At 69.1% G+C, this 21,701-nt stretch carries 17 protein-coding genes and 1 pseudogene; 7 read left to right on the forward strand and 11 right to left on the reverse strand.

Annotated elements, in window-relative coordinates; genetic code table 11:
* Nucleotides 1-1,198 precede the first annotated feature (1,198 nt).
* Nucleotides 1,199-1,837 carry a hypothetical protein gene (locus IE118_RS25350; protein WP_189560343.1) on the forward strand — a complete coding sequence of 213 codons (639 nt, stop codon included), beginning with the start codon at nucleotides 1,199-1,201 and terminating at the stop codon, nucleotides 1,835-1,837.
* A gap of 106 nt (nucleotides 1,838-1,943) precedes the next feature.
* Here the strand turns inward: IE118_RS25350 and IE118_RS25355 are convergent, their stop codons facing one another.
* Nucleotides 1,944-3,380: an MFS transporter gene (locus IE118_RS25355; RefSeq protein ID WP_189560344.1), complete on the reverse strand. Its 1,437-nt coding sequence runs from the start codon at nucleotides 3,378-3,380 to the stop codon at nucleotides 1,944-1,946.
* Nucleotides 3,377-4,992 (reverse strand): annotated as a pseudogene (locus tag IE118_RS25360) (DHA2 family efflux MFS transporter permease subunit). Before IE118_RS25360 ends, IE118_RS25355 begins: the two are co-directional and overlap by 4 nt.
* A 57-nt stretch (nucleotides 4,993-5,049) precedes the next feature.
* Here IE118_RS25360 and IE118_RS25370 point away from each other — a divergent pair.
* A complete protein-coding gene (locus IE118_RS25370) occupies nucleotides 5,050-5,697 on the forward strand; it encodes a TetR/AcrR family transcriptional regulator (protein WP_189560347.1) in 648 nt (215 codons plus the stop codon).
* A 33-nt stretch (nucleotides 5,698-5,730) separates the two neighbouring features.
* Here the strand turns inward: IE118_RS25370 and IE118_RS25375 are convergent, their stop codons facing one another.
* From IE118_RS25375 to IE118_RS25390, 4 genes are all read right to left on the reverse strand, one after another.
* Nucleotides 5,731-6,951, reverse strand: coding sequence for a DUF1015 family protein (locus IE118_RS25375; RefSeq protein ID WP_189560348.1), 1,221 nt, complete (start codon nucleotides 6,949-6,951; stop codon nucleotides 5,731-5,733).
* Nucleotides 6,952-7,033: 82 nt separating this feature from the next.
* Nucleotides 7,034-8,335 (reverse strand): MFS transporter, encoded by a 1,302-nt coding sequence (locus tag IE118_RS25380; RefSeq protein WP_189560349.1) that lies wholly within the window; start codon nucleotides 8,333-8,335, stop codon nucleotides 7,034-7,036.
* Nucleotides 8,335-9,474 (reverse strand): PLP-dependent cysteine synthase family protein, encoded by a 1,140-nt coding sequence (locus IE118_RS25385; RefSeq protein WP_189560350.1) that lies wholly within the window; start codon nucleotides 9,472-9,474, stop codon nucleotides 8,335-8,337. Before IE118_RS25385 ends, IE118_RS25380 begins: the two co-directional genes overlap by 1 nt.
* Nucleotides 9,475-10,933: 1,459 nt before the next feature.
* Entirely contained in the window at nucleotides 10,934-11,908 is a 975-nt protein-coding gene (locus IE118_RS25390; protein ID WP_189560351.1) for a DUF8832 domain-containing protein, read from the reverse strand.
* 182 nt (nucleotides 11,909-12,090) lie between these two features.
* Between IE118_RS25390 and IE118_RS25395 the strand changes: the two genes are divergently transcribed.
* The 3 genes from IE118_RS25395 to IE118_RS25405 all read left to right on the forward strand — a co-directional run bounded on the left by IE118_RS25395 (nucleotide 12,091) and on the right by IE118_RS25405 (nucleotide 15,012).
* Nucleotides 12,091-12,363 (forward strand): heavy-metal-associated domain-containing protein, encoded by a 273-nt coding sequence (locus IE118_RS25395; protein WP_189560352.1) that lies wholly within the window; start codon nucleotides 12,091-12,093, stop codon nucleotides 12,361-12,363.
* Between the two features lie 75 nt (nucleotides 12,364-12,438).
* Entirely contained in the window at nucleotides 12,439-14,703 is a 2,265-nt protein-coding gene (locus IE118_RS25400) for a heavy metal translocating P-type ATPase (protein ID WP_189560353.1), read from the forward strand.
* Nucleotides 14,704-14,730: 27 nt separating this feature from the next.
* Nucleotides 14,731-15,012 (forward strand): metal-sensitive transcriptional regulator, encoded by a 282-nt coding sequence (locus IE118_RS25405; RefSeq protein ID WP_189560354.1) that lies wholly within the window; start codon nucleotides 14,731-14,733, stop codon nucleotides 15,010-15,012.
* A 108-nt stretch (nucleotides 15,013-15,120) separates the two neighbouring features.
* Here IE118_RS25405 and IE118_RS25410 read toward each other — a convergent pair whose 3' ends face one another.
* From IE118_RS25410 to IE118_RS25420, 3 genes are read right to left on the reverse strand one after another with little or no spacing between them, the layout of a single operon-like run.
* Nucleotides 15,121-15,522: a ubiquitination-like system serine protease family protein gene (locus IE118_RS25410; protein WP_189560355.1), complete on the reverse strand. Its 402-nt coding sequence runs from the start codon at nucleotides 15,520-15,522 to the stop codon at nucleotides 15,121-15,123.
* Nucleotides 15,519-16,700, reverse strand: coding sequence for a ThiF family adenylyltransferase (locus tag IE118_RS25415; RefSeq protein WP_189560356.1), 1,182 nt, complete (start codon nucleotides 16,698-16,700; stop codon nucleotides 15,519-15,521). Before IE118_RS25415 ends, IE118_RS25410 begins: the two co-directional genes overlap by 4 nt.
* Complete coding sequence (locus IE118_RS25420) at nucleotides 16,675-16,950, reverse strand: multiubiquitin domain-containing protein (protein WP_189560357.1); 276 nt, start codon at nucleotides 16,948-16,950, stop codon at nucleotides 16,675-16,677. The genes IE118_RS25415 and IE118_RS25420 overlap by 26 nt, the downstream gene beginning before the upstream one ends.
* 129 nt (nucleotides 16,951-17,079) lie before the next feature.
* Between IE118_RS25420 and IE118_RS25425 the strand changes: the two genes are divergently transcribed.
* Both IE118_RS25425 and IE118_RS25430 read left to right on the forward strand, forming a co-directional pair.
* Complete coding sequence (locus IE118_RS25425; protein WP_189560358.1) at nucleotides 17,080-17,928, forward strand: ATP-binding protein; 849 nt, start codon at nucleotides 17,080-17,082, stop codon at nucleotides 17,926-17,928.
* 24 nt (nucleotides 17,929-17,952) lie between these two features.
* Complete coding sequence (locus tag IE118_RS25430; protein ID WP_189560359.1) at nucleotides 17,953-18,531, forward strand: DUF4325 domain-containing protein; 579 nt, start codon at nucleotides 17,953-17,955, stop codon at nucleotides 18,529-18,531.
* A 228-nt stretch (nucleotides 18,532-18,759) separates the two neighbouring features.
* Here IE118_RS25430 and IE118_RS25435 read toward each other — a convergent pair whose 3' ends face one another.
* Together IE118_RS25435 and IE118_RS25440 are read right to left on the reverse strand one after the other, a co-directional pair.
* On the reverse strand, nucleotides 18,760-19,611 hold the full coding sequence (locus IE118_RS25435; RefSeq protein WP_189560360.1) for an alpha/beta fold hydrolase: 852 nt from the start codon (nucleotides 19,609-19,611) through the stop codon (nucleotides 18,760-18,762).
* Between the two features lie 249 nt (nucleotides 19,612-19,860).
* Nucleotides 19,861-21,297 carry an MFS transporter gene (locus IE118_RS25440; RefSeq protein WP_189560361.1) on the reverse strand — a complete coding sequence of 479 codons (1,437 nt, stop codon included), beginning with the start codon at nucleotides 21,295-21,297 and terminating at the stop codon, nucleotides 19,861-19,863.
* Between the last annotated feature and the right edge of the window lie 404 nt (nucleotides 21,298-21,701).

Here is a 21,701-nt window from a genome sequence, read left to right on the forward strand (position 1 = left end):
GCGCACATCCTAAGCACCTAAGTCGACTAGCAGATCGTCGCGCGAACCTATCAGGGCGTCGGACAGGCAAAGCACCTCGGGCTCTCGCGGGCCGCCGCGCAGCCCGCTCTGCGGTGACGACCCGCAAATGCGCTGCTCCCGGTTGCGGCTTCACAGATCACGCGCTCTTGCCACCCGGATGTCGGCCACCGGTACTCTTGCGCCGCGACGGGCCAGAGGCGTCACGTCGGCGCCACGGCGAGATGACGGAGCGTATGAGCCACGGAGCAAGAGCAGGACGAGGGGCAGTCGGCCGACTGCTGCTCCTGCTGCTCCTCGCTCTCGGCCTGATGCATCTCCTCGCCCACGCGGGCAGCGCCGACACCGGCCCCGAACACGGCACCGCCACTCACACCCACGACGTGCATCAAGAGCGGACCGCACAGGACGAAACAGCTACGCCCCTCGCGACGACTGACGAGCACGGCGATCACGGCACCTGGAACGCGACGGAACTCGGACTGTGCGCTGTGGTCATCGGCTGCTGCGCTCTGCTGACGATCAGCGGTCGGCGCCTCCACAGGCGTCGCGCCCGCTTGCTCCTGCAGCTCAGGCGGCGCATCCAGGCCGCGTGGTCCAGCCGGTGGCGGCCACCACGCCCCAGGCATTGGCAAGGCGTCGATCTCGCGCAGCTGGCCGTCCTGCGAATCTAGGCCGCCGGCACGGCGCGCAGGCCGTGACCATCGCCGTACGTCGTCGTACGGCCGTGGCCGAGGCACGCCCACAGACCGGCACCATCGAGGTCCGGCCCGGGCGGCATACCCGGCACTCCTGCCGCTGATCCGACGCATCCCTGCCAAGCACGTCCCTGGCGGGCCGGCACGCCCTGTCGCGCGCCCGGCCCACCCGTGAAAGGCCTCGATTCGTGACCCAGCCCTACCTCGTCGACCGTGTCGGCAGACCCACTCAGCCCCAGGCACGGGCCCCATACCCACACTCACAGCACTACCCCGGGGATCAGCACGACCCGCTACCTCCGCAGTCGCCCCTCGGCCATGACCGGACGGACCTGCAAGCGCGACCGGACACCCAGCCCACCCAGGACGCGGCCGGTCCGCATGCGGATCCCGGCCCCCTCAGCAGGCAGAGCCCTGAACCCGGCACCACGCCTGCGGCCGGTGGCCGCCGGGCACGTCGGCGGGCGAAGAAGCGGACCCCGGTGATCGGTGACTATCTGGGGTACGCCACGACGTTCGTCGGCGCGGGTCTGATCAGTGGCGCTGTGGTGCACCATCCGCTGGACCCGGACCGGTACACGTTGATCGCAGTGGTCGGCGCCGGCGTCTTCCTGTTTGCGACCGTGCTGAACGAGTTCGTCCTCAAGCGGCAGCGGCCCAGTGCCTCAAAGGTGGTGGCGATCGTGCTGGCCTCGCTGGCGCTGTCCTTCGGCATCGGCATGCTCAGCGGCGGGCTCCAGCACTTCGAAGACTTCCCTGAACGGGCGGCGATGCTGATCCCGTTCGGGCTGGCGCTCTCCTTCGTGGCGTACGTACTGCGCTACGACGCCGCGCGCTGGCGGAGCATCGTCGGCCCGACCGGGCTGATAGTCCTGGTCACCGCGGCAGTCGCGTTCGTCGGGCTGCGCGGCATCGCCACCGACATGGCCGCGGAGTCCGGCGGTGGCGGCCACAGTCACGGCGAGGAGACGACCGGCGAAACGGAGACAGCCGAGACGAAGGACAGCCACACCGAGGACGCGGGCACGAAGGCGCCCGATGCCTCACCTGGAGCCGAGAGCACCAAGAGCGGTGCCGGCGAGGGAGAAGGCGGCCACGCGGAGGGCGGGCACGCCCACTGAGTCGGGGCGCCGTGGCCGGGAGTCGTCCCACGCCTGAGCTGTGACGACTCCCGGCGCACGGCCGACTAGCCAGGGCTGGTTGCTCTCGGGCTGCCACCTGCCCTTGTCAGTGCACGTGCGGCATGCCTGTCGACTGCGGTTTGCCGCGCGGCACGAGGGCCAGGGCGACGATGGCGCTGGCGGCGGCTGCCACGGCACACACGGTGAACGCGTTCCCGAAGCCGGCTGCCGATCCTCGTTCGAAGCCGGAGGCCGCGACGGTGGAGACCACGGCGACGCCGATCGAACCACCCACCTCGTGGAAGGTGTTGACGACTCCGGAGGCGAGCCCCGCCTCGTGGTGTTCCACCATGGCCAGGGCAGTCGTGGTGGCGGTGACGAATACGGCGCCGAGGCCGAGGGAGGCGATCACGAAGCCCGGCAGGAGCCCGGCGTACACGCTGCCGCTCTCCGACAGCCGGGTCAGCGGCAAGGTGCCGACGGCCGCGACCGCCATGCCCGCAACCGCTGTCGGGCGGCTGCCGATGCGGCCGACGAGCCGGGAGCCGAGGTGGGCGCCGATGCCCGTGGCCACGGCAACGGGCAGGAACAGCAAACCGGTCCGCAGCGGGCTGAAGCCTCGGATGTGCTGAAGATAGACGGATCCGAGGAAGAAGAAGGCGATCAGCAGGCCCGTAGCGATCAGCATCAGGAAGGCTCCGGCGAGCACCGGTCGCCGGGTGAACATCCGCAGGTCCATCAGCGGGGCCCGGCTGGCCCGCTCCACCACAGCGAAGGCCGCGTAGGCGACCACCGCGCCGGCCAGCGGCACCAGGGTTGCGGCGTCCGCCCAGCCCGCGCCGCCCGCCTTGACCAGGCCGTAGATCAGGGCGGCGGTGCCCGCGGTGACGAGCAACGCGCCGGGGAGGTCGAGGCGTGCGGGCCGTGGAGCACGGGCCGGTACGAGGGCGGGAAGGGCGACCAGCAGAAGGAGTCCGACGGGCACGTTGATGTAGAACACCCACGGCCAGCCCGGCCCGTCGGTCAGAGCGCCTCCGAGGAGTACACCGGCCGCAGAGCCAATGCCGCCGATGGCCGCCCAGACGCCGAGCGCCTTGTTGCGCTCGGTGCCGAGGAAGGTCGTGGTGACGATGGACAGCGCGGCCGGGGACAGCAGGGCCGCGCCGACGCCCTGGCCGATTCGGCCGCCGATCAGCATGGGTGCGCTCTGGGCAAGACCCGTGACCAGCGAGGCGGTGGTGAAGAGCGCGAGACCGGCGAGCAGGGTTCGGCGGGCGCCGAGGGCGTCGGCGAGGCGTCCGCCGAGCAGCATCAGACCGCCGAAGCAGAGGGTGTAGGCGGTGACCACCCAGGTCAGCGTCTCGCGGCCGAGGTCGAGGTCGGCCGCCATGTCGGGCAGGGCGACGTTCACGACGGTGACGTCGAGGATCAGCATGAACTGGGCGAGGCAGATCAGCGCGAGGGCCGCCCAGCGGCGCGGGTCGTCCTGCGGGTGAGGGTCGTGTTCGGCCGTGTGCGACGCACCGGCTGTGGAGTGGGTCATGACGAGTCCTTCTGGTGCGGGATTCCGGTGGCGTCCGCGTTGCGGGACGGCGCAAGGACAAAGGCGAGGAGTAAGCCGGCTGCTGTGACACCGGCCCCGGCGAACATGGCCGGTCCCATGCCGTCGACGAAGGCACGGCGGGCGGCGTCGGCGAAGGCGGTTCCGGCCTCGCCGGGGATTCGCTCGGCGAGGGCGAGCGCGGTGCCCAGGGACTCCTTGGCCGACTCGAGCAGGCTCTGCGGAACCGGAGCGGAGAGGTCGTCGAGGCCGCTGCGGTAGCGGTCGGACAGCAGGCTGCCCATGACGGCGACCCCGGTTGCGGCGCCGAGCTGGATGGCGGCACTGTTGGTGGCCGAGCCCACGCCGAGGTCCTTCTCGGGCAGGGAGCCGACAATGGCATCGCTGGTCACGGTGATGACGAACCCGGCACCGGCACCCAGCAGCAGCATCGAGACGAGAGCCCGGCCGTAGCCGTCCCCCGGCCCGGTGGTGGCGAGAACCGCGGCGGACCCGGACAGCAGGGCAAGTCCGGCGGCCGACACCGTGCGCATGCCGAGGCGCGGCGCGAGAACGCCCGCCAGAGGCCCGGCGACCAGCAGCGCGAGCGCGGCGGGACCGAGCCGCACACCCGTCTGCCCGGCGCTGTACCCGAGCACGAACTGGAAGTGCTGTACGGCCACGAACAAGGTGCCGATCAGCGCGAACGCTCCCAGCAGGACGAGCAGGTCACCCGATGCGAGCGCACGGTGCCGGAAAATCCGCAGCGGCAGCATCGGGGAGACAGCACGGCGCTGCCATGCGACGAAGGCGGTGAGGAGCAGGGCACCCGCCGAGAAGGCGGCCAGTACGGCGGGACTCGTCCAGCCACGGTCGGGCCCTTCGATGACCGCCCACAGCACGCTCGCCACCGCGGTGACCGAGAGCAGGGCGCCGGCCGGGTCCAGGCGGCCGCTCTCGGGGGCGCGTGAGTTGGGCACCAACAGGGCCGCGGCTATCAGGCCCGCTATGCCTATGGGCAGGTTGATCAGAAAGACCGATCCCCACCAGTAATGGCTCAGCAGCCAGCCGCCCACCATCGGCCCGATCACCGTCCCGACACCGACCAGATGCCGATCGCCTTGGTGCGTTCCGCACCGCGCGGGAAGACATTGCCGATGACGGCGAGGGTGGCCGGCATGATCAGTGCCTCGCCGACGCCCATGGCTCCACGCGCGAGGACCAATGCCGTGACGGACCCGGCGTACGCGGCGACCACGGACGCCACCGTGAACAGTGCCAGGCCGGACATGAAGATCCACTTGCGCCCCAGCCGGTCCGCCAGGCTGCCGCAGAACAGCACCAGGCTGCCGGACATCAGCGCGTAGCTGTCGACGATCCACTGCAACTGGCTGGTGGAGGCGCCGAGGTCGCCGACGAGCGTGGGCAGCGCGACGTTCAGCACGGTGGTGTCGAGCCCGACGACCAGCAGGCTGACGCTCACCACGGCGAGGGTGAGCCATCGCCGGACGGGCGGGTCCACGGTCGGCGGCGAGACAGCTACCGGTTGCATCACGGAAGGCACGACGTCCCCTTTCTCATGCACGGTCCTGCTCGACCCATTTAACTGAACCATACTGTTCAGTTCAGATGAACTCAACCGTACAGTTCAGATGATGCTAAGGTCGAGGTCATGAGCGTGGACAGCGTCAAACAGCCGCCGAGCGGTCCCCGCGCGGAGCTCAAGCGGCAGGCCATCGTGCGGGCCGCTCGCGAGCTGTTCCTTCGGGATGGCTTCGGCGTGGGAATGGACGCCATCGCTGCCGAGGCAGGCGTGTCGAAGGTGACCGTCTACAACCACTTCGGCAGCAAGGAAGCCCTGTTCACGGCCGTCATCACGAGCGCACTCGACGAGCCGCTCGCCGGGGAGTCGTCAGCCGCGCTGGAAGGCCTGGCCGAGGCCGAGGACCTGCGGGCCGCCCTCGTCGAGGCGGCCCGCACCTGGGTCCACGCGGTTCGCACCAACCACGAGGTCACCGCCCTGCGCAACCTCGTCGCCGCCGAGCTCCACCGCTTCCCCGAGCTGGGTGAGGCCTGGCGACACCGCGGCACAGAGAGCCACCACCCAGCCGTCGCCGGCGCTTTGCGCGCCCTCACCGAGCAAGGACGGCTGGAGGTCCCCGACCTGCAGGTGGCGATCATCCAGTTCTACGGCCTGCTCGTCTTCCCCCACATGGTGTTCAGCTCCTACGGCACGCACATCGACGAGGACCTGACGGACCGCCTCATCACCAGCGGCGTCGACATGTTCCTGGGCAACTACGGCCCGCAGGAGGAGTAGTTGGCCTTCCTCGCTGTGGGCGCGGGAGCGGCGCTACGAGAATCCCATCACGCGCATGGCCAGACCGGCCGCCGGCTTGGGACCGAACGAAGTGGACTTCCGGGGCAACAGCACTCCGGCACCGGCCAGCTCCCACACGGTGCTCTCACTGATCACGGGCAACAGGAGCGCGCTGCCGCTGCCGGGTGCGGACACGGCCTCAGTGGCCTGGCGCATGTCGTGGAGATGCATCACCGTTCCTGGCAGGTCGGGTACGGACCAGGCGTGGCGCAGCAGCAGGTGGTCGCTAACGGCCGCGGGCAGCTGCGCCCACTGGCTGGGATGGCCGGACAGGGCGTCGTGCAGGGCCCTGGGCTCGGGTTCGGTGATGATCCACGCCTGCCCACCACCGGCCAGGATGAGTTCGCCGGGCTCGGGCGGACGTGGTCCTGCTGGTAGTGGCAGAACCCGGGCCACTTCGGCAGCGGCGCTTGCTGCCTTCTCCGGATCCAGTGCCGGCAGCACCCGGTGGATGGCGGAGAGCCGCAAGGGGTACCTGGCTGTGTCGACCAGCAGGGCAAGGCTGTGGCGCCACGGGCCTGCCGCGTCTGCGCTCAGGTCGAGACAGGCGGCGTGCCGGTGGTGGCCGTCGGCGATGAGAGCCTGACCGGCGGACAGACCACTGCTGACGTCCGCGAGTTCCTCCACGTCGTCGCAGGCCCACAAGCTGTGGGTGACGTCCCCGATCCTGGCCACGGTGAGCGGCGTACGACGAGTGACGTGTTCGGTGACCTGCGCAGCTGTGGACTCCGTGCACCGGTGGGCCAGCAGCAGCGGCTCCAGTTGGGCGCGCAGGCCCGAAATGTGGGCAGCGCGCTGCCGAACCACGTGGGGCGAGACGTCTTCGTGTGGAAGTAGCTGACCTGCCTGGTGCGGCAGCAACAGCTCACCTATGAGGCCGCGCTGGAGGATTTGGGCACCACGCTGTTGTTGGTAGACGTACAGGGCGGGTCGCTCGTCCCGGCGGAGGACGCCGCGTCGCAGCCAGCGCCCCAGTTCGCGGGCGGCGCCCTGCGGCGCGTCGGCGTACAGCAGTCGGGCCACGTGGTGAGGGTGGCGCCGAAGCTCGCGGGCCCGGGCCGGGTCGAGGTCGTCGTAGGGCGGGGCGAGGAGTTCGGAGGGGTCGCCGACTCGGTCCGGGTCGTAGCGCACCGCGCGGAATGGCCGGAGCTGCAGCGGGGTCGGCTGGGGAGGGGGTGTGGCGGGGACGGGCATCGAAGACTCCTGGATGGCGGCAGGGGCCAGCAGGGGCGGGGCACCGTTCGGTGCCCCGCCCCTGGACCGGAGGGCCGGTGGGTCAGACGGTGGCGGTCAGCGGCTCGGAGGCGGGCGGCGCCGCGAGTCGGCCGGTGCGATGCAGGCCGTACAGCGCGGCGGCGCACGCCAGGCCGAGCGCGGACAGCGTGATCCACGGCAGCGCGGGCAGCCCGGCCGCGCGGGCAGCGTCGAGCGCCGCACCCGTGCCCAGGTTCCCGATGGTGATGCCGACGCCGCAGATCGTGTTGTAGAGCCCGTAGTGCGTGGCGACCAGGCGGTCACCGGAGAGGCGGACGATGGTGTCCATCTCGAACGGGTAGGCGATCATCGTGCCGACGGCCAGCAGCAGCGCGGCGAGTGTCGGCGGCACTGCCGCGAGCAGCCACAGTCCGATCCCGGCCTTCGGTACGGGAATGGCGGTGGCCAGGAGCAGAGGTACGAAGGCCAGGCCCATGACGGCCAGCCCCCGCACGAGCGCCTGCCCGGGCTCGTAGCGCGCCTTGCACCATGCGGTCACCCGCGTCTGGCCGAGGATCGTGCTCAGTCCGGAGACCGCGAAGAGCAGCGCGACCGCCGCCGTGCCGGACTCCCCGTCGCCGCCGAGCCGGCGTACCTCCAGCGGCAGCGCCAGATAGACCTGGAAGGACAGGACGTACGACCCGATCATGGCGAGGGAGAAGAGCAGGAACGGCCGGTTGGCGATGATGCCGCGCCACTGCGCGAGCACGCCCTGGCCGCCGCCTCCCTCCTGCCGCTTGGCGTCCTCGGCCCGCCGGGCGGGCAGCGCGCGGATCTGTACGACGCTCAGCAGCGCGAAGATGCCGGCCGAGACCAGGCAGGTAATGCGGAAGTCCACCCCGGTCAGCACCATGCCCGCCAGCGGACCCAGCAGGATGCCGGCTTGGTAGAACACGTTGAACAGGGCGAACGCCTCGACCCGGCGTTCCCCCGCGTCGGCCGCGAGGTATGCCCGTACGGCCGGATTGAACAGGGCCCCGGCCAGCCCGGTGGCCGCGGACGCGGCGAGCAGCGCGGGCAGGGAGTCCACCAGGCCGAGTGTCGCGAATCCGAGGGTGCGCAGCACACATCCGGCGACGATCATCGGCTTGTAACCGAGCCGGTCGGCGAGCGTGCCGCCGACCAGGAACATGCCCTGCTGGCTGAAGTTGCGTACGCCGAGGACGAGCCCGACGATCCAGCCGGCCAGGCCGAGGGTGCCGGAGAGGTGGGCGGCCAAGTACGGCATCAGCATGTAGAAGCCGAGGTTGATGGTGAACTGGTTGACCATCAACAGCTGCACGCTGCGTTCGTACGAGCGAACCTGGGTGAGGAGGCCTTTCATCAGTCCTCCTCCGCGGGGTCGGTCTCGGCGGCCGGGGCGTCCTCGGCGACGTCTTGGTCCGCGCCTTGCAGGGTGAGGGGGTCGACCACGGTGGTGCACCGGGTCCAGCAGCTGACTTCCTTCTCGTCCAGGCGCCCGATCAGCTCCGGTTCGGGTGCCGGGGGTGAGTTCAGCAGGCCATGGGCGGTGCAGTAGTCGTCGTCGTAGACCGTCCCCAGGTATCGCTGCGGACCGTCGGGGAAGATCGCGACGATGCGCGCGTCGGCGGGCATCGTCCGGGCCAGCCACCCGGCGACGAGTGCGACCGCGCCGACACTCCACCCGCCGGTGGCGTAGTGGGACGAGGCGAGCTGGCGGCTCGTCCACACGGCCTCGTGCGGGGCGACCCAGTGCACCTCGGAGAAGTTCTCGTAGGCGACGTTGCGGGGGTAGATGCTGGAGCCGAGGCCTCGCATCAGCCGGGGCCGGGCGGGCTGGCCGAAGATCGTCGAGCCGGTCGTATCCACACCCACGACGGTCAGCTCCGGGTAGAGCTGGCGCAGGACGCGCGAGACGCCCGCCGAGTGGCCGCCGGTGCCGACGCTGCACACCAGCACGTCGATGTGGCCCATCTCCGAGGCCAGTTCGAGAGCCAGGGGGGTGTAGGCGGCGACGTTGTCCGGGTTGTTGTACTGGTCCGGGCACCAGGAGTCCGGATGCTGCTCCAGCAGTCGTTGCACGCGTTCGCGGCGGGCCTGCTGCCAGCCGCCCGTGGGGTGCGGCTCCGAGACCACGTTGACCTGGGCGCCGTAGGCCGCCAGCAGCCGGGTCATGGACAACTCCAGTCCCGGATCGGTGACCAGAGTCACCGGGTGGCCGTACACCATGCCGGCCAGCGCCAGCCCCAGGCCGAGCGTGCCGCTGGTGGATTCGATGATCCGTCCGCCGGGCCGCAGGTCGCCACGGGCGCGGGCCCGCTCGACCATGTGCAGCCCCGGACGGTCCTTGATGCCTCCGGGGTTGAAGCCCTCGAGCTTGGCCCAGAAGCCGCGCCCGGCCGGGGCCAGCGGCTCCGACACCCGCAGCATCGGGGTGTTGCCCACCAAACCGGACAGGGCGGACCGGCCCGGGTCGACCGCGGCCTTGGTCAATGACTGCATGTCTGTGTTGTCACTCTCGCTCGATGAATGCAGATGAATGCACGTGCGGGTTCATCTCGCGCGCCATGGCGCAGTGGCGGACCGTGGGTCCGCGTTCCTGTCATGGGCGCGCGGCAGCCGGTGAAGTCGATCGGCTGCGAGCGAGTGATCTAAATTCGCCACCGCGAAGTACGGACGAGCGCCACGCGGCCGGTACGGGCTCTGCGGCGTCTGCGGGATTGATGCCGTACGAGGGGTCTTGCCATCGCCACGGATACGGCGACGAGTACGGCCACCGCCAGCACGGCGAGGGGAAGATCCTCCGTCGACTGGGCCGCGCTACGGACGATGGCATCCGCCGCGCAGTCCTCGGCCTCGTGGTGCTTGTGGGGCTCATGAGGCTCCCCGCCCGTGGCCACCACCGAAGGCGCGGCAGGCACGGACACCGATGCGTGCGTCTCATCGGGCACACCGTGCATGACGGCGCACAGCACGAGTGCCATCACGAGCGCGGCGCGGATCGCCGAGACGAATCGGCGCCACGACGATGAGCCGCATGGGCTCCATGAGGCATGCGCGGGCATACGGGGTTGTGTCGGCACGGGTCCTCCGCGCTGCTGCCACGCTTCCGGCAAGGCTGGAGTGAGGCGCAGACATGGGTGGGGGCAGGACGGCTTCGACGAACGTGAGGCCCCATCATGAGCACGGGGTGCAAAGCTCGTCACGTGGTACCAGCCGAACCGGTGACACCCGGCAGGCCGGTTGGAGGAGTCCCCGAACTCCTAGACCCGCTGCACCACGGCGGCTGCTCTCAGAGCCACTGGTGACGCACCGTCGACGGGCCGACCGACGGCAGACGCCCGCAGGGCCGAGGCGTCGGGATCAGCTGATTCGCGAACCGACGCCGCTATGCACGGCAGTGCCAGGGCAGAACCCTGCTGGGGTTGGCCTGATGCGCACTGCTCGACAGGATGTGACGAATCGTGCCCGCCGGGGTGATCGTCGGTTTCCGCGGCGAACTGCCGCACGGATTCGGCAGCTGCGTCGTGAGTGCGCTCGTCCCACGCTGCGGCGGGAGTCGTCGCACTGGTGGAGAGGTGTCCCTGGACGCTCTCCACATGCACGCCGTGTGTCACCAGGACGCCGAACAGCAGCACGGCCATGGCCAGCACGCGCAACAACGGACCCGCTTCGAGGCGGGTCCCGTCTATGCGCCAGAGCGACCGAGCCGTAACCATGCCGTGATCCTAGCGGCTCGTCGGCAGTGATCGACCATCAGTGCGGAAACACCGGGTTAACTCGCCAGGTGATGGCTTGTTTGCAGCGGCGAGTGTGCAGGCGGATCGTGGAGGCGGCGTCGGGCGCGCGGGCAACGTCAGCCGACGGTGCCGGCACCCCCCGTCCTTTCACCTCCTCGACACCATCGGGCCGCAGAAGAAGGACGCGGTCCTTACCGGAGCCCGGTGAGGACCGCTCTGCTTCAGTGCGCGCGCCCGGCTTCCTCCTCTCCCGACTCGGTGCCTGCCGGCTTGTCCGGCTTCCCCTCCGCGCCACCCGCGTGCACCGTGAAGGCTGCCGTGCGGACCTGGTTCTGGTGCTTGAAGTCCAGGAACAGACGGTACGTTCCGGTGCTGGGCGCCGTAGCCGTGAAGGCAAGCTCGGGACCGGGCTGCGTCCTGCCGTCGCCGGGCTCGCCGTTGGGGTGGACGTGCAGGTAGGCGAGGTCACCGGAGCGCAGGGCGACCAGGTGGCCGTAGGCGCCCAGGTATGGCTGGAGGTCCCGGACGCGCTTGCCGTTCTTTGTCACCGTCAGGGTCAGTTCACTGGCTGCTCCGGGAGCCAGGTCGCCGTCGAGCTTCACCTCGTAGTCATCGACCGTGGCCGTGGTGTTGCGCGTCGGCAGTTCAGCGGGCTCGTACCGTCCGGAGGCCGCGAGGTCCGCGCCGAGGGTGAGCGCCTCGCCGCCCTGGGGCTTGAAGTCGGCGAAGACGCGGTAGCTGCCGGCCTTGGGCAGCTCCACAGGGGTGGACCAGGTGCCGTCGGCGGCCCGGGTCGGGTGCAGATGGCGGTAGACGGTCAGGTCGCGCGAGGCAAGGATCAGATGGAGCTCCTTGCCGTGTTCGCGCTGGTACGCGGTGACCTTGCGGCCGGTCCGGTCCTGTATGACGGCGAAGCGCAGGTCCGCCTTCTTACCGGCTTCCAGCCGCAGAGTCTGCAGGTCGAAGGTGTAGCCACTCTGGGAGATCTGGAGACCCCCGGGTACGGCAGCTTCATGACCGCCATGGCTCTCCTCGCGTCCGGCGCCCGGAGTGCCCTCGGGGCTGGCGTGAGCGCCATGGGCACGGTTTTTCGGTTCGGGTGAGATCGCATCGACGGCGCCGCCCAGGCCGTAAGCGGTACCGAAGGTCGTGGCGAGAGCGGCGGCGAAGACGGTGATCCGCAGTCCGGTGTGCATGGCCCACTCCTCATCTCCAGGCCGCTTAATGGGGGCGGCCGATGCACTTCAACATACCCCTGGGGGGTATCAAGTCAAGGAGGGTCGACCACTTGCGATGGATACGGACGGGGGGTATACATGGAGCCGTTGCCAGATACCCCCGAGGGGTATCCATCGAAGTCTGTGGAGGATCGGATCCCATGTCGAACTGCTGCACCCCTGACGGAAGCTGCAACACCAACGCGGAGATCAAGACCACATACAAGGTCGAGGGCGTCGGCAGCGCCCATTGCCAGGGCGTCGTGGCCAAGGCCGTGGGTGGCCTGGACGAGATCACCGCGGTCGACGTCGAGATCGGCACCGGCCTGGTCACGGTGACGACCGCCACCGAGCCCGGCGAGGCGCTCGACGCGCTGATCGCCCGCACGATCGACGAGGCCGGCTACGACTTCACCGGTCGCGTGGCCGCCTGACCCACCCCTGACGGCGGGGCCGCTGCCCGACCGGCCCCGCCCGCCCATCGCATCCGTGAGCTCCGAGGAGCAGCCATGACCACCACCACGCCCGGTGCCGCCGAGGTCGAACTCGCCATCGGCGGCATGACCTGCGCCTCGTGCGCCGCCCGGATCGAGAAGAAGCTCAACCGCATGGACGGGGTCGAGGCCACCGTCAACTACGCCACAGAGAAGGCCAAGGTCACCTTCCGTGAGGACGTCAGCGTCGGGGACCTTATCTCCACGGTGGAGGCCACCGGCTATACCGCCCGGGAACCCGAGCCCGTACACGCCGAACCGGCAGCGGGCGGCACGTCCGCGCAGGACGAGGACGACGACCTGCGGCCGCTGCGTCAGCGATTGACCACCGCCGTCGTCCTGGCCGTTCCCGTGATCGCGATGGCCATGGTTCCGGCGCTGCAGTTCGAGTACTGGCAGTGGCTGTCGCTCACGCTGGCCGCGCCCGTGGTGACGTATGCCGCCTGGCCGTTCCACAAGGCGGCCTGGACCAACGCGAAGCACGGCGCCGCCACCATGGACACGTTGATCTCGGTCGGTACGTCGGCGGCGTTCCTGTGGTCGCTGTGGGCGCTGTTCTTCGGCACGGCCGGAACGCCCGGTATGACACACCCCTTCGAACTGACCATCGCCCGCACCGACGGCGCCGGGAACATCTACCTGGAGGCCGCGGCGGGCGTCACGGCCTTCATCCTGGCCGGGCGGTACTTCGAGGCGCGCTCCAAGCGGAGGGCGGGGGCGGCGCTGAAGGCCCTGCTCGAGCTGGGCGCCAAGGAAGTGACGGCGCTGCGCGACGGTCGCGAAGAGCTCATAGCGGTCGGCGACTTGACGGTCGGCGACCGGTTCCTCGTCCGGCCCGGTGAGAAGATCGCCACCGACGGTGTGGTCGTCGAGGGCTCGTCCGCCGTGGACGCCTCCATGCTCACCGGGGAGTCGGTACCGGTCGAGGTCGGCGTCGGGGACGGCGTCACCGGGGCCACCCTGAACGCCGGCGGACGCCTGGTCGTCGAGGCCACCAGGGTCGGCGCCGACACCCAGCTCGCGCGCATGGCCAAGCTGGTCGAGGACGCGCAGAACGGCAAGGCCGCCGCCCAGCGGCTCGCCGACAAGATCTCCGCGGTCTTCGTCCCAATCGTGATCGCCTTGGCGCTCGGCACCCTCGGCTTCTGGTTCGGGAACGGCGCGGGCCTGACTGCCGCCTTCACCGCCGCGGTCGCCGTTCTGATCATCGCCTGCCCGTGCGCCTTGGGCCTGGCCACGCCGACCGCCCTCATGGTCGGCACCGGACGGGGCGCACAGCTCGGCATCCTCATCAAGGGCCCGGAGGTCCTGGAGACGACGCGCAAGGTCGACACCATCGTCCTGGACAAGACCGGAACCGTCACCACCGGCAAGATGACCCTGCTCGCGGTTCACACCGCCGAAGGAACCAGCGACGACGATGTGCTGCGCCTCGCGGGCGCCCTGGAGCACTCCTCCGAGCACCCCATCGCCCAGGCCGTCGCCTCCGGTGCCGCGTCCCGCGTCGGAACGCTGCCGGTACCCGAGGACTTCGTGAACGTCGCCGGCCTCGGCGTCCAGGGCATCGTCGAGGGGCACGCGGTCCTCGTCGGCCGCGAGAAGCTGCTCGCCGAGTGGGCCATGTCCCTGCCCGAGGAACTGCGGCGTGCCAAGACCGAGGCCGAGGCAGGCGGACGTACCGCCATCGCGGTCGCCTGGGACGGCGAGGCCCGCGCCGTCCTGGAGGTCGCCGACGCCGTCAAGGAGACCAGCGCGGAGGCCATCGAGCGGCTGCGTGCCCTCGGCCTGACGCCGATGCTGCTGACCGGTGACAACAAGGCGGTGGCCGAGGCGGTCGCCGCCGAGGTGGGCATCGCTCCCGAGCATGTGATCGCCGAGGTCCTGCCGCAGGACAAGGTCGACGTGGTCAAGCGCCTGCAGGACGAGGGCCGTTCGGTCGCGATGGTCGGCGACGGCGTCAACGACGCGGCCGCGCTGGCCCAGGCCGACCTGGGCCTGGCGATGGGAACGGGGACGGACGCCGCCATCGAGGCGGGCGACCTGACACTGGTGCGGGGCGACCTGCGGGTCGCCGCAGACGCCATCCGTCTCTCCCGCAAGACGCTCGGCACGATCAGGTCCAACCTCTTCTGGGCCTTCGCCTACAACGTCGCCGCCCTGCCTCTCGCAGCCGCCGGCCTGCTCAACCCGATGATCGCCGGTGCCGCCATGGCCTTCTCGTCGGTGTTCGTGGTGGGCAACAGCCTGCGACTGCGCTCCTTCCAGCCCGCCAAGGGCTGAGCCACCGACGACAGGAAGGAGGCCACCGTGGCCGGATACCACGCACAGAAGGACGACCACGTCCGGCGGCTGCGCCGGGTCGAGGGCCAGGTGCGAGGGCTGCAGCGCATGGTCGAGGAAGACGCCTATTGCATCAACGTCCTCACCCAGGTCGCCGCGGTGAACGCCGCACTCCAGTCGTGCGCACTGGCTCTCCTCGAGGAGCACCTCAACGGCTGCGTCACGCAGGCCATCGTCGAGGGCGGAGAACAGGCTCAGGCAAAGGTCAGCGAGGCATCTCAGGCCATCGCTCGGCTCGTACGTGCGTGACACGGAGCCCGGACCCGGCGGAACAGCGCCCGGGCCCGGGCTCTGACGTTTCTGGCTCTGCGCGTCCATCCCGCCCACGGACGGATGAGTGCGCTATGGGGGTCCGGTCTACGGCCTCAGCCATCGGAGCACGCGCTGCAGGAGACGAGCAGCAGGTCCTCGGCTTTTCGACGCGGACCCTCGCTGCCCGGACTGGCCGGTCCGCGCTCGTGCTGCTTCGACCTGCTTCGGCGTCCACTGCGCGGCCCAGCGCACCGTGCTGTCACGGATCCAGTAGTGCGATCGACAGGGATAGCTCCAGTTCCCGATGGACGGGCTGAGGCTGACGGATGCGCCGTCGAAGGTGAGGCGCCAGTCGCCCGGGCTGAGTGGGGTCACGACCTTGCTGCCGCACCCGCAGCAGCACAGATGAATCACGGTCGTGAACCGCAGGGACACATAGAGGACGCCAGCATCGAGCTGTTCGGGGATGTAGTCGACGAACTCGTGGGTCAGCCGGAGCGGTTTCACGGGGCGTCCTCGTTCGTCAGGACGTTGCCGTCGATCTGGTACACGCTATGGAATTCCTGCTCCAGGTCCAGGTAGAACCCGTACAGCTTCTTCCACCTGATCACGGCCAGGGTTGCGTTGAGTGCGTTGAGATCTGCGATCTGGATGTTGCGCTGGTAGTCGTTGGGAGCGGCGCCGTCTGCCAGGGGGATGCGCTGGTGATCATGCACGTGACGACGCCTGGTGGAGGTGCTGGTGGTGACCCTGACGAGACCGGAGAGCTGTCCGCCGGTCTCGTACACGCCCATCCCCACGTCGATGAACGCCACCTGATACCGCTCGAGTCCTTCGACGATCCGTCGTCGTGCGGCGTTGTCGTCCACGCACAGGAAGACGAAATCTGCCGTGCGCAGCGTCTCGACGTTGGTCTCGTCCACGTAGGCCGGGTGGGCGATGACACCACGGCGCATCCGGTCATAGACGGCGGCGAAATGCTCGGCCTTGTTCAGGGCCGCCTCGAGGTCATCGCGGGAGGCGGCGCCGGGGGAGCGGAAAGCATTGTGCTGCAGGAACTTGTCGCCGTCGTAGAGGTGGATCTGGGCCACCGGAGTCTTCGCGACGAGGTCCAGGATGTAGCTCCCGGTCCCTCCGAGGCCCACGATGGCGACACGCAGGTCCTGCAGTCGGCGGGTCGCGGCTCCGATGCCTGCCCTGCTGGAGGCGGTGTCCGTGTACCGGAAGACGGATTCTGCGGCAGGATCGTCGGCGACGGAGTACGTCACCGCGGTGGCCTCGGGGTCCAGTTGCTGGGCCTGGGAGGTCAGGATGGCGGCGTAGGTCGTCATCTTCGCGTAGTAGTCCGGGTAGCCGGAGGCCGGCTTGCTGGAGAACACGAAGTCGACCTCTACGCCTGGCGCCGGGTTCTGCCGCCCGCGGCTGTTGATGAGGGCCTCGAGCGGCTGTCCCAGGTGGTCACAGGGCTCTGCGCCTATGAACATGACGACGTGCGTGCTCGGGACCACCGTCACGTCACCGGCGAGCGACAGCTCCGAGACGAGCACGCCATAGCGGACGGTGCGCTGGGCGTCCACGTAAGGAACGTGGTGCATCAGCAGCAGGCCGGACCGTACCTCGATCCCGTACCCCTCGTCCTGCAGGCGTCGCAGGTCCGTGCTACGACTTATCAGTTGCGGTGACACTGAACACCGTCCTGTTCTTGATCTTCACGCTGTTGCCGGCGGTGATCGTGCCCTCGGCCGGCTTCTGGTCGGCATGCCGGAAGCTGACCGTGATGAGGACGGAAGGGCCCGTGGGCACCGGGTCGAAGGCGAGGGAGACGACCTCCTCGAAGGAGAGCTTCTCCGTGCTCACGGTCCGTTCCTGACCGTTGACGATGATCTTGTAGGTGCGCGGAGGCCTGGACGCGCTCGCACCGTCGGGACGACTCACCGTCTACTCCTTTTGGTCGATTTCATTGAAGACAGTGAAACCGTAGCACGCGTGATGATGCTGATGCATCGACACGCCCAAACGGGTGAGGCACCCCCGGCCGCCTCATGACTGGCATGCTGTTCAGCCGTGCTACTGGAACTCGCCGGACGTCACCCGCTGCTGCGCGACAGCCTTGCCGCCCAAAGCACCGACAACGGCCGTCTCGTTGTGGACGCCCGGCGTCTACTGTTCGCCAGCCCCCTCGACCTGACGGCTACGGCCGCAACCGCGCACACCCACGCAGCCGTGGGCACACGCGCCACCCTGCTGCTGCCCGACTCCGCGGACGTCGCTTCCTACATGCAGCGCATGGACCTGCTCAGGGCCATGCCACGTTGCACACAGGTCGAAGGAGAGGTCCCGGACGAGATTCGGAGCGACCGCTCCTCGACCTTGCTCGAAGTCGAGGCCCTACGGCCGGACACAGCCGACGCCGTCAGCGAAAGACTGGGGCGAGTGGCCACCCACCATCTCGGCCCACGTGACGGGCGCCGGGTGTTCAAAGGCATCGGTGAACTCATCGACAACGCCATCAGCCACGGAACCAGCACCTGCGGCTCTTTCATCGCCGCACAGGCGTACAGCGGTAAAACCACCGGCTACCGGCGGCTGGAGATAGCCGTCTGCGACACCGGTATCGGCGTCCTCGCCCACCTGCGCGGCAACCCAGCTCACTGTGGCATCACCACAAGCGCCGAAGCCCTTGACCGCGCCCTGCAGCCCGGCGTCAGCGGCACGTCCGACATGCGCGGTAACGGACTGCCCGACCTGTTGGCCGGGACTAGTGACGCCGCCGCCACCCGCCTGGTGCTGCGCAGCGGCGATGGCCTGCTGCGCGCTGGTCGGCTCCGCCGCGCAGCAGTCACCCGCAGCATCTCCACAGCAACTCCTGTGCGAGGAACCTGGTCCTGGCTGAGAGTGTCGTACCGCCATTGAGAGCGCTGTGCTTCAATGAATGAAATGAAACCGCAGAAACGCGAAACGCTGCTCGCCTACCCCGTGAAAGAGCACGGCACGTTTCTCGCTACCAGGGGCAAGGGCGCCGACGCCCGCCGAACCCTGGAAGAGCAACTCAGCGCCGCTGCTCCCATCTCGCTGCTGACCATCGACTTCGGCGGCGTCGAAGCGATGACCAACAGCTTCGTCGACGAGTTCCTCGGCAAGTTCTATCTCCTGCTGTCCGCCGGCGACGTCAACGCGGACGGGGTCCGGCTGGTCGGCCTGGACGAGGAGACCCGCGACGGAGTGACCGTCTGCCTCGAGCGACGCAAACAGATCGCCCTGGACGGCGACACCCACGAATTGCTGGGCGATGCAGCGATCCTCGCCGGCACCTACGCCGAGGCACAGCGACTCGGCAGTTTCCGGGCCGCCCAGTTGGCCGAGGCGCTCAGTATCTCCTTGCCCAACGCGAACAACCGGCTCAAGCGCTTGGTCGAAGCAGGGGCCCTCTACCGCGAGCGAGCATCTGGACCGGAACGGGGCGGCAAGGAGTTCACCTACCGTGTGCCCTCGGCTGGAGGCAAGCAGGACGTGTAGCGGCTGGCGCCATGAGGCTTCATCCGATGCAGCAGAAGCGCCCCCTTCAGCCTGCTCCCCACACCCGCCCGTTCTGTCCCGCAACCGCAGCGAGGAGCATTCGGTGGGGGACGCCCTCTCAAGACGGCAGCCTGACCGAAGCCAGCAAACCCGCGAGGTCACAGCACCAGATGCGGTTTCTCAGGACGTTGGTCGCACGAAATTCCACGGAATCCGGGTTCGCGCTCGTCAATGGTCACCTCGTGCCGATCCTGGGCTCGACCAGTCGGAGGAGCGGCTGCCAGCCCGGACAGGTGACCGGAGGAATTCACGAATCGCGGGAGCGACGGCTCGGGCGAGGTCCTCGGCCGTCCGAAGATCGTCGCCAATCGGGACCATGGCCAACTGTCCGTTGGGGAGGGTGCCGGCGGCCTCTTCGGCAAGAGCGGTGGGGTGACGTGCGTCGGCGCCGGGGAAGATGAGGGTGGGCACGATGATCCGGGCGAGTTCGCCGACGCTTCGGAATGAGCGGTCGTGGCCGATGGCGGCTGCGGCCACGATGCTGGCGGGATCCGACCGGGGTATGGCGTCGCGCACCATGGCCCCAACAACGGGCGGGAAATCGGCGAGGATGGGCTCCCAACCGGCCTCGATGCCATCGGCCGCGACACGGGCGGCGAATGCATCGAGGAAACGGATCTCGGCATCCTTCGCATCGTCGTCCTCGATGTCCTCAACCCCGATCAACACGGCGGCTCCCACCCGGCTTGGGTATTCGGCTGCAGTCCTGAGCGTGATCGTGGAGCCCAGGCCCGCTCCGGCGAGTACGGCGTTGAGGAGACCCATGTGGTCCAGGAGCCCGATCACATCCTCGGTGTACTGGGCCCACGTGTAGCAGGCCGGGTCCCTGCAGACCGAACGGCCGTAGCCTCGCAGGTCGGGCAGTATGACCATGCAGCGGTCTGCGAGCCGTTCAGCCAGGGGGAGCATGCTCTTGTGGTCGGGGCCGCCAGCATGCATGAGGACAAGGGCTTCGCCTTCTCCGATGACGGTGGCGTGCAGGGCGCAGTCGTCGGCCGCCCGGTAGCTGATCTCTGCCATGAACCGAACCTAGAGCGGGTACAACGGCGTCCGGAACGCAAAATCCGCCGACTGATGTCGCCATCCCGCCACCTTGGACGCCATTGCACATCCAATCGCCACGACCACCAACTCGGTGAACCTTCCCGGTCAGAGCACTAGCACTCCTTGCCAGTGAGAAAGACATCCGCCGCCCGGCGCCGAGGCCGGGCAGCGGATGTCTCCGTGATCTTGTCGCGCTGTACCGCAGTCCGCACACCACCTCAGGGTCTAGGCACGAACGTGCTCGTCCTGCGCCGACGGAGCGGCAGCGGACGGCGCTTCAGCCTTCTCGCCCCGCATCACCAGCAGAGTGATCAGCCCGCCCACTCCAGCGATCGCTGCGGCCCACAGGAACGCTGCGCTGAAGCCGTCCGTCAAGGCGGGAAGGTTGCCCAGCTGGCCGGCGCCCTGTGACGTGGCCACCGCGGTCAGCGCCGCGAGACCGAGTGCGGAGCCCACCTGATACGTGGTGTTGACGATGCCGGAGGCCAGACCAGCCTGCTCCTGCGGAGCGCCAGACATGGCGGCCATCATCGCCGGGATGTAGGCGAGCGACATGCCGAGCGCGGCGACCAGTGAGGCGGGCAGTACGTCCGCCACGAAGGTCCCGGTGGGCTCGACAGCGGACAGCCACAGCAGTCCGGCCGCGAGGACCAGCAGACCGCCGCCGATCAGCGGCTTGGCGCCGAACTTGGCCATCAGCCTTGCCGTGATCGCGGTCATGAAGATCATCAGCAGGCCGGTCATCGGCAGCAGAGCCGCGCCGGAGGCGAAGGCCCCGTAGCCCAGTACCTGCTGGAGGTAGAGGTTGAGGAAGTACCACATGGGGATCCACGCGGCACCGAGCAGGGTCATCGCCAGGTTGGCCGAGCCCAGCCGCGGAACCCGCCAGATACCGAGCGGCATGAGAGGCTCGCGCACGGTCTTCTGGATCACGAAGAAGAGCACGAGCAGTGCGGCGGCGCCTACCAGCTGAAGCACCGTGCTGGTGGAGGCCCAGCCGGTCTGGGGCGCCCGGACGATGGCGAAGACAGCGAGCGCCAGGCCCGCGGTGACTGCGGCCGCTCCGAGCACGTCCACGGCGCCTCGACGGCTGCCGACGGCGGGCAGGAGCTTGGTGGCGGCCAGGGTGGCTATGCCGATCGGGATGTAGATGATGAAGATCCACGGCCAGCTGAGCCATTCGGTGAACACGCCGCCGAGGAACACGCCGGCCGTGCCACCGGCGGGTGCCGCTGCGCCGTAGAGGGCCATGGCCTTGCCGAGCTCCTTCGGGTCGTCCGCGAAGAGCATCATCAGCAGGGTCATGGCGGCGGGTGCGATCAGCGCGCCGCCCACACCTTGAACGGCACGGCCGGCGACCTCCACCCAGGCCGTCTGCGCGGCTGCCGCGACGATCGAGCCGGCGATCAGCACGACCCAGCCGGTGTTGAAGATCTTGCGCGCTCCGAGCAGGTCGGAGAGGCGCCCGCCGAGGAGCAGCAGGCCGCCGAAAGCGATGACGTACGCGTTGAAGACCCACTGCAGCTCGCCCTGCGAGAAGCCAAGGTCCTTCTGCATCTCGGGGAGTGCCACCCCGATGATCGACGTGTCCATGATCACCATGAACTGAGCGGCGGCGAGGACGACGAGCGCCCACCAGCGCCTCGGGTTGCCGGTTGACATTGATTCCACCCCTTTCATGTATACCCCCTGGGGGTATCTAACGGCTGCACCGTAGCATACCCCCAGGGGGTATCAAAGAGAGTGAGGTAGACGGAGGCCGCCTGCCATGCAGGCGGACCGCTCGTTTCCTCCCCGCATATCTGAGAGGGACGGAGCAGTCCTCACATCACCGGTCAGTTGACCCGTGCCGACGGGAAGGGCCGGGAGACAAGGGGGCATGCGCATGTACACCTGGGATCGCCCTCGGGGGCTGTAAGCCCGACCGGGCACTGGGCTTCAAGCCGGTCTACGACTACTGCGCGGGCCAGCCCGGCAAGCAGGCCGGAACACGCGGCGCGGTCCTCGTCGCCAACGGCGACAACGTCGCCCGCGGCTACTCTGCGAAGCGATCAATTGTGGTCAAC

Origin of the sequence: Streptomyces pilosus (assembly GCF_014649835.1) — a bacterium.
In the GTDB taxonomy this organism is placed as follows: Bacteria; Actinomycetota; Actinomycetes; order Streptomycetales; family Streptomycetaceae; genus Streptomyces; species Streptomyces pilosus.

Excerpts from the sequence above, each read along its gene's own strand:
- IE118_RS25400 (WP_189560353.1), top strand. The coding sequence starts at position 12,439 with ATGACCACCACCACGCCCGGTGCCGCCGAGGTCGAACTCGCCATCGGC.
- IE118_RS25375 (WP_189560348.1), bottom strand. The coding sequence starts at position 6,951 with ATGCCCGTCCCCGCCACACCCCCTCCCCAGCCGACCCCGCTGCAGCTC.
- IE118_RS25355 (WP_189560344.1), bottom strand. The coding sequence starts at position 3,380 with ATGACCCACTCCACAGCCGGTGCGTCGCACACGGCCGAACACGACCCT.
- IE118_RS25380 (WP_189560349.1), bottom strand. The coding sequence starts at position 8,335 with ATGAAAGGCCTCCTCACCCAGGTTCGCTCGTACGAACGCAGCGTGCAG.
- IE118_RS25390 (WP_189560351.1), bottom strand. The coding sequence starts at position 11,908 with ATGCACACCGGACTGCGGATCACCGTCTTCGCCGCCGCTCTCGCCACG.
- IE118_RS25435 (WP_189560360.1), bottom strand. The coding sequence starts at position 19,611 with ATGGCAGAGATCAGCTACCGGGCGGCCGACGACTGCGCCCTGCACGCC.
- IE118_RS25440 (WP_189560361.1), bottom strand. The coding sequence starts at position 21,297 with ATGTCAACCGGCAACCCGAGGCGCTGGTGGGCGCTCGTCGTCCTCGCC.
- IE118_RS25395 (WP_189560352.1), top strand. The coding sequence starts at position 12,091 with ATGTCGAACTGCTGCACCCCTGACGGAAGCTGCAACACCAACGCGGAG.
- IE118_RS25370 (WP_189560347.1), top strand. The coding sequence starts at position 5,050 with ATGAGCGTGGACAGCGTCAAACAGCCGCCGAGCGGTCCCCGCGCGGAG.
- IE118_RS25385 (WP_189560350.1), bottom strand. The coding sequence starts at position 9,474 with ATGCAGTCATTGACCAAGGCCGCGGTCGACCCGGGCCGGTCCGCCCTG.
- IE118_RS25430 (WP_189560359.1), top strand. The coding sequence starts at position 17,953 with ATGAAACCGCAGAAACGCGAAACGCTGCTCGCCTACCCCGTGAAAGAG.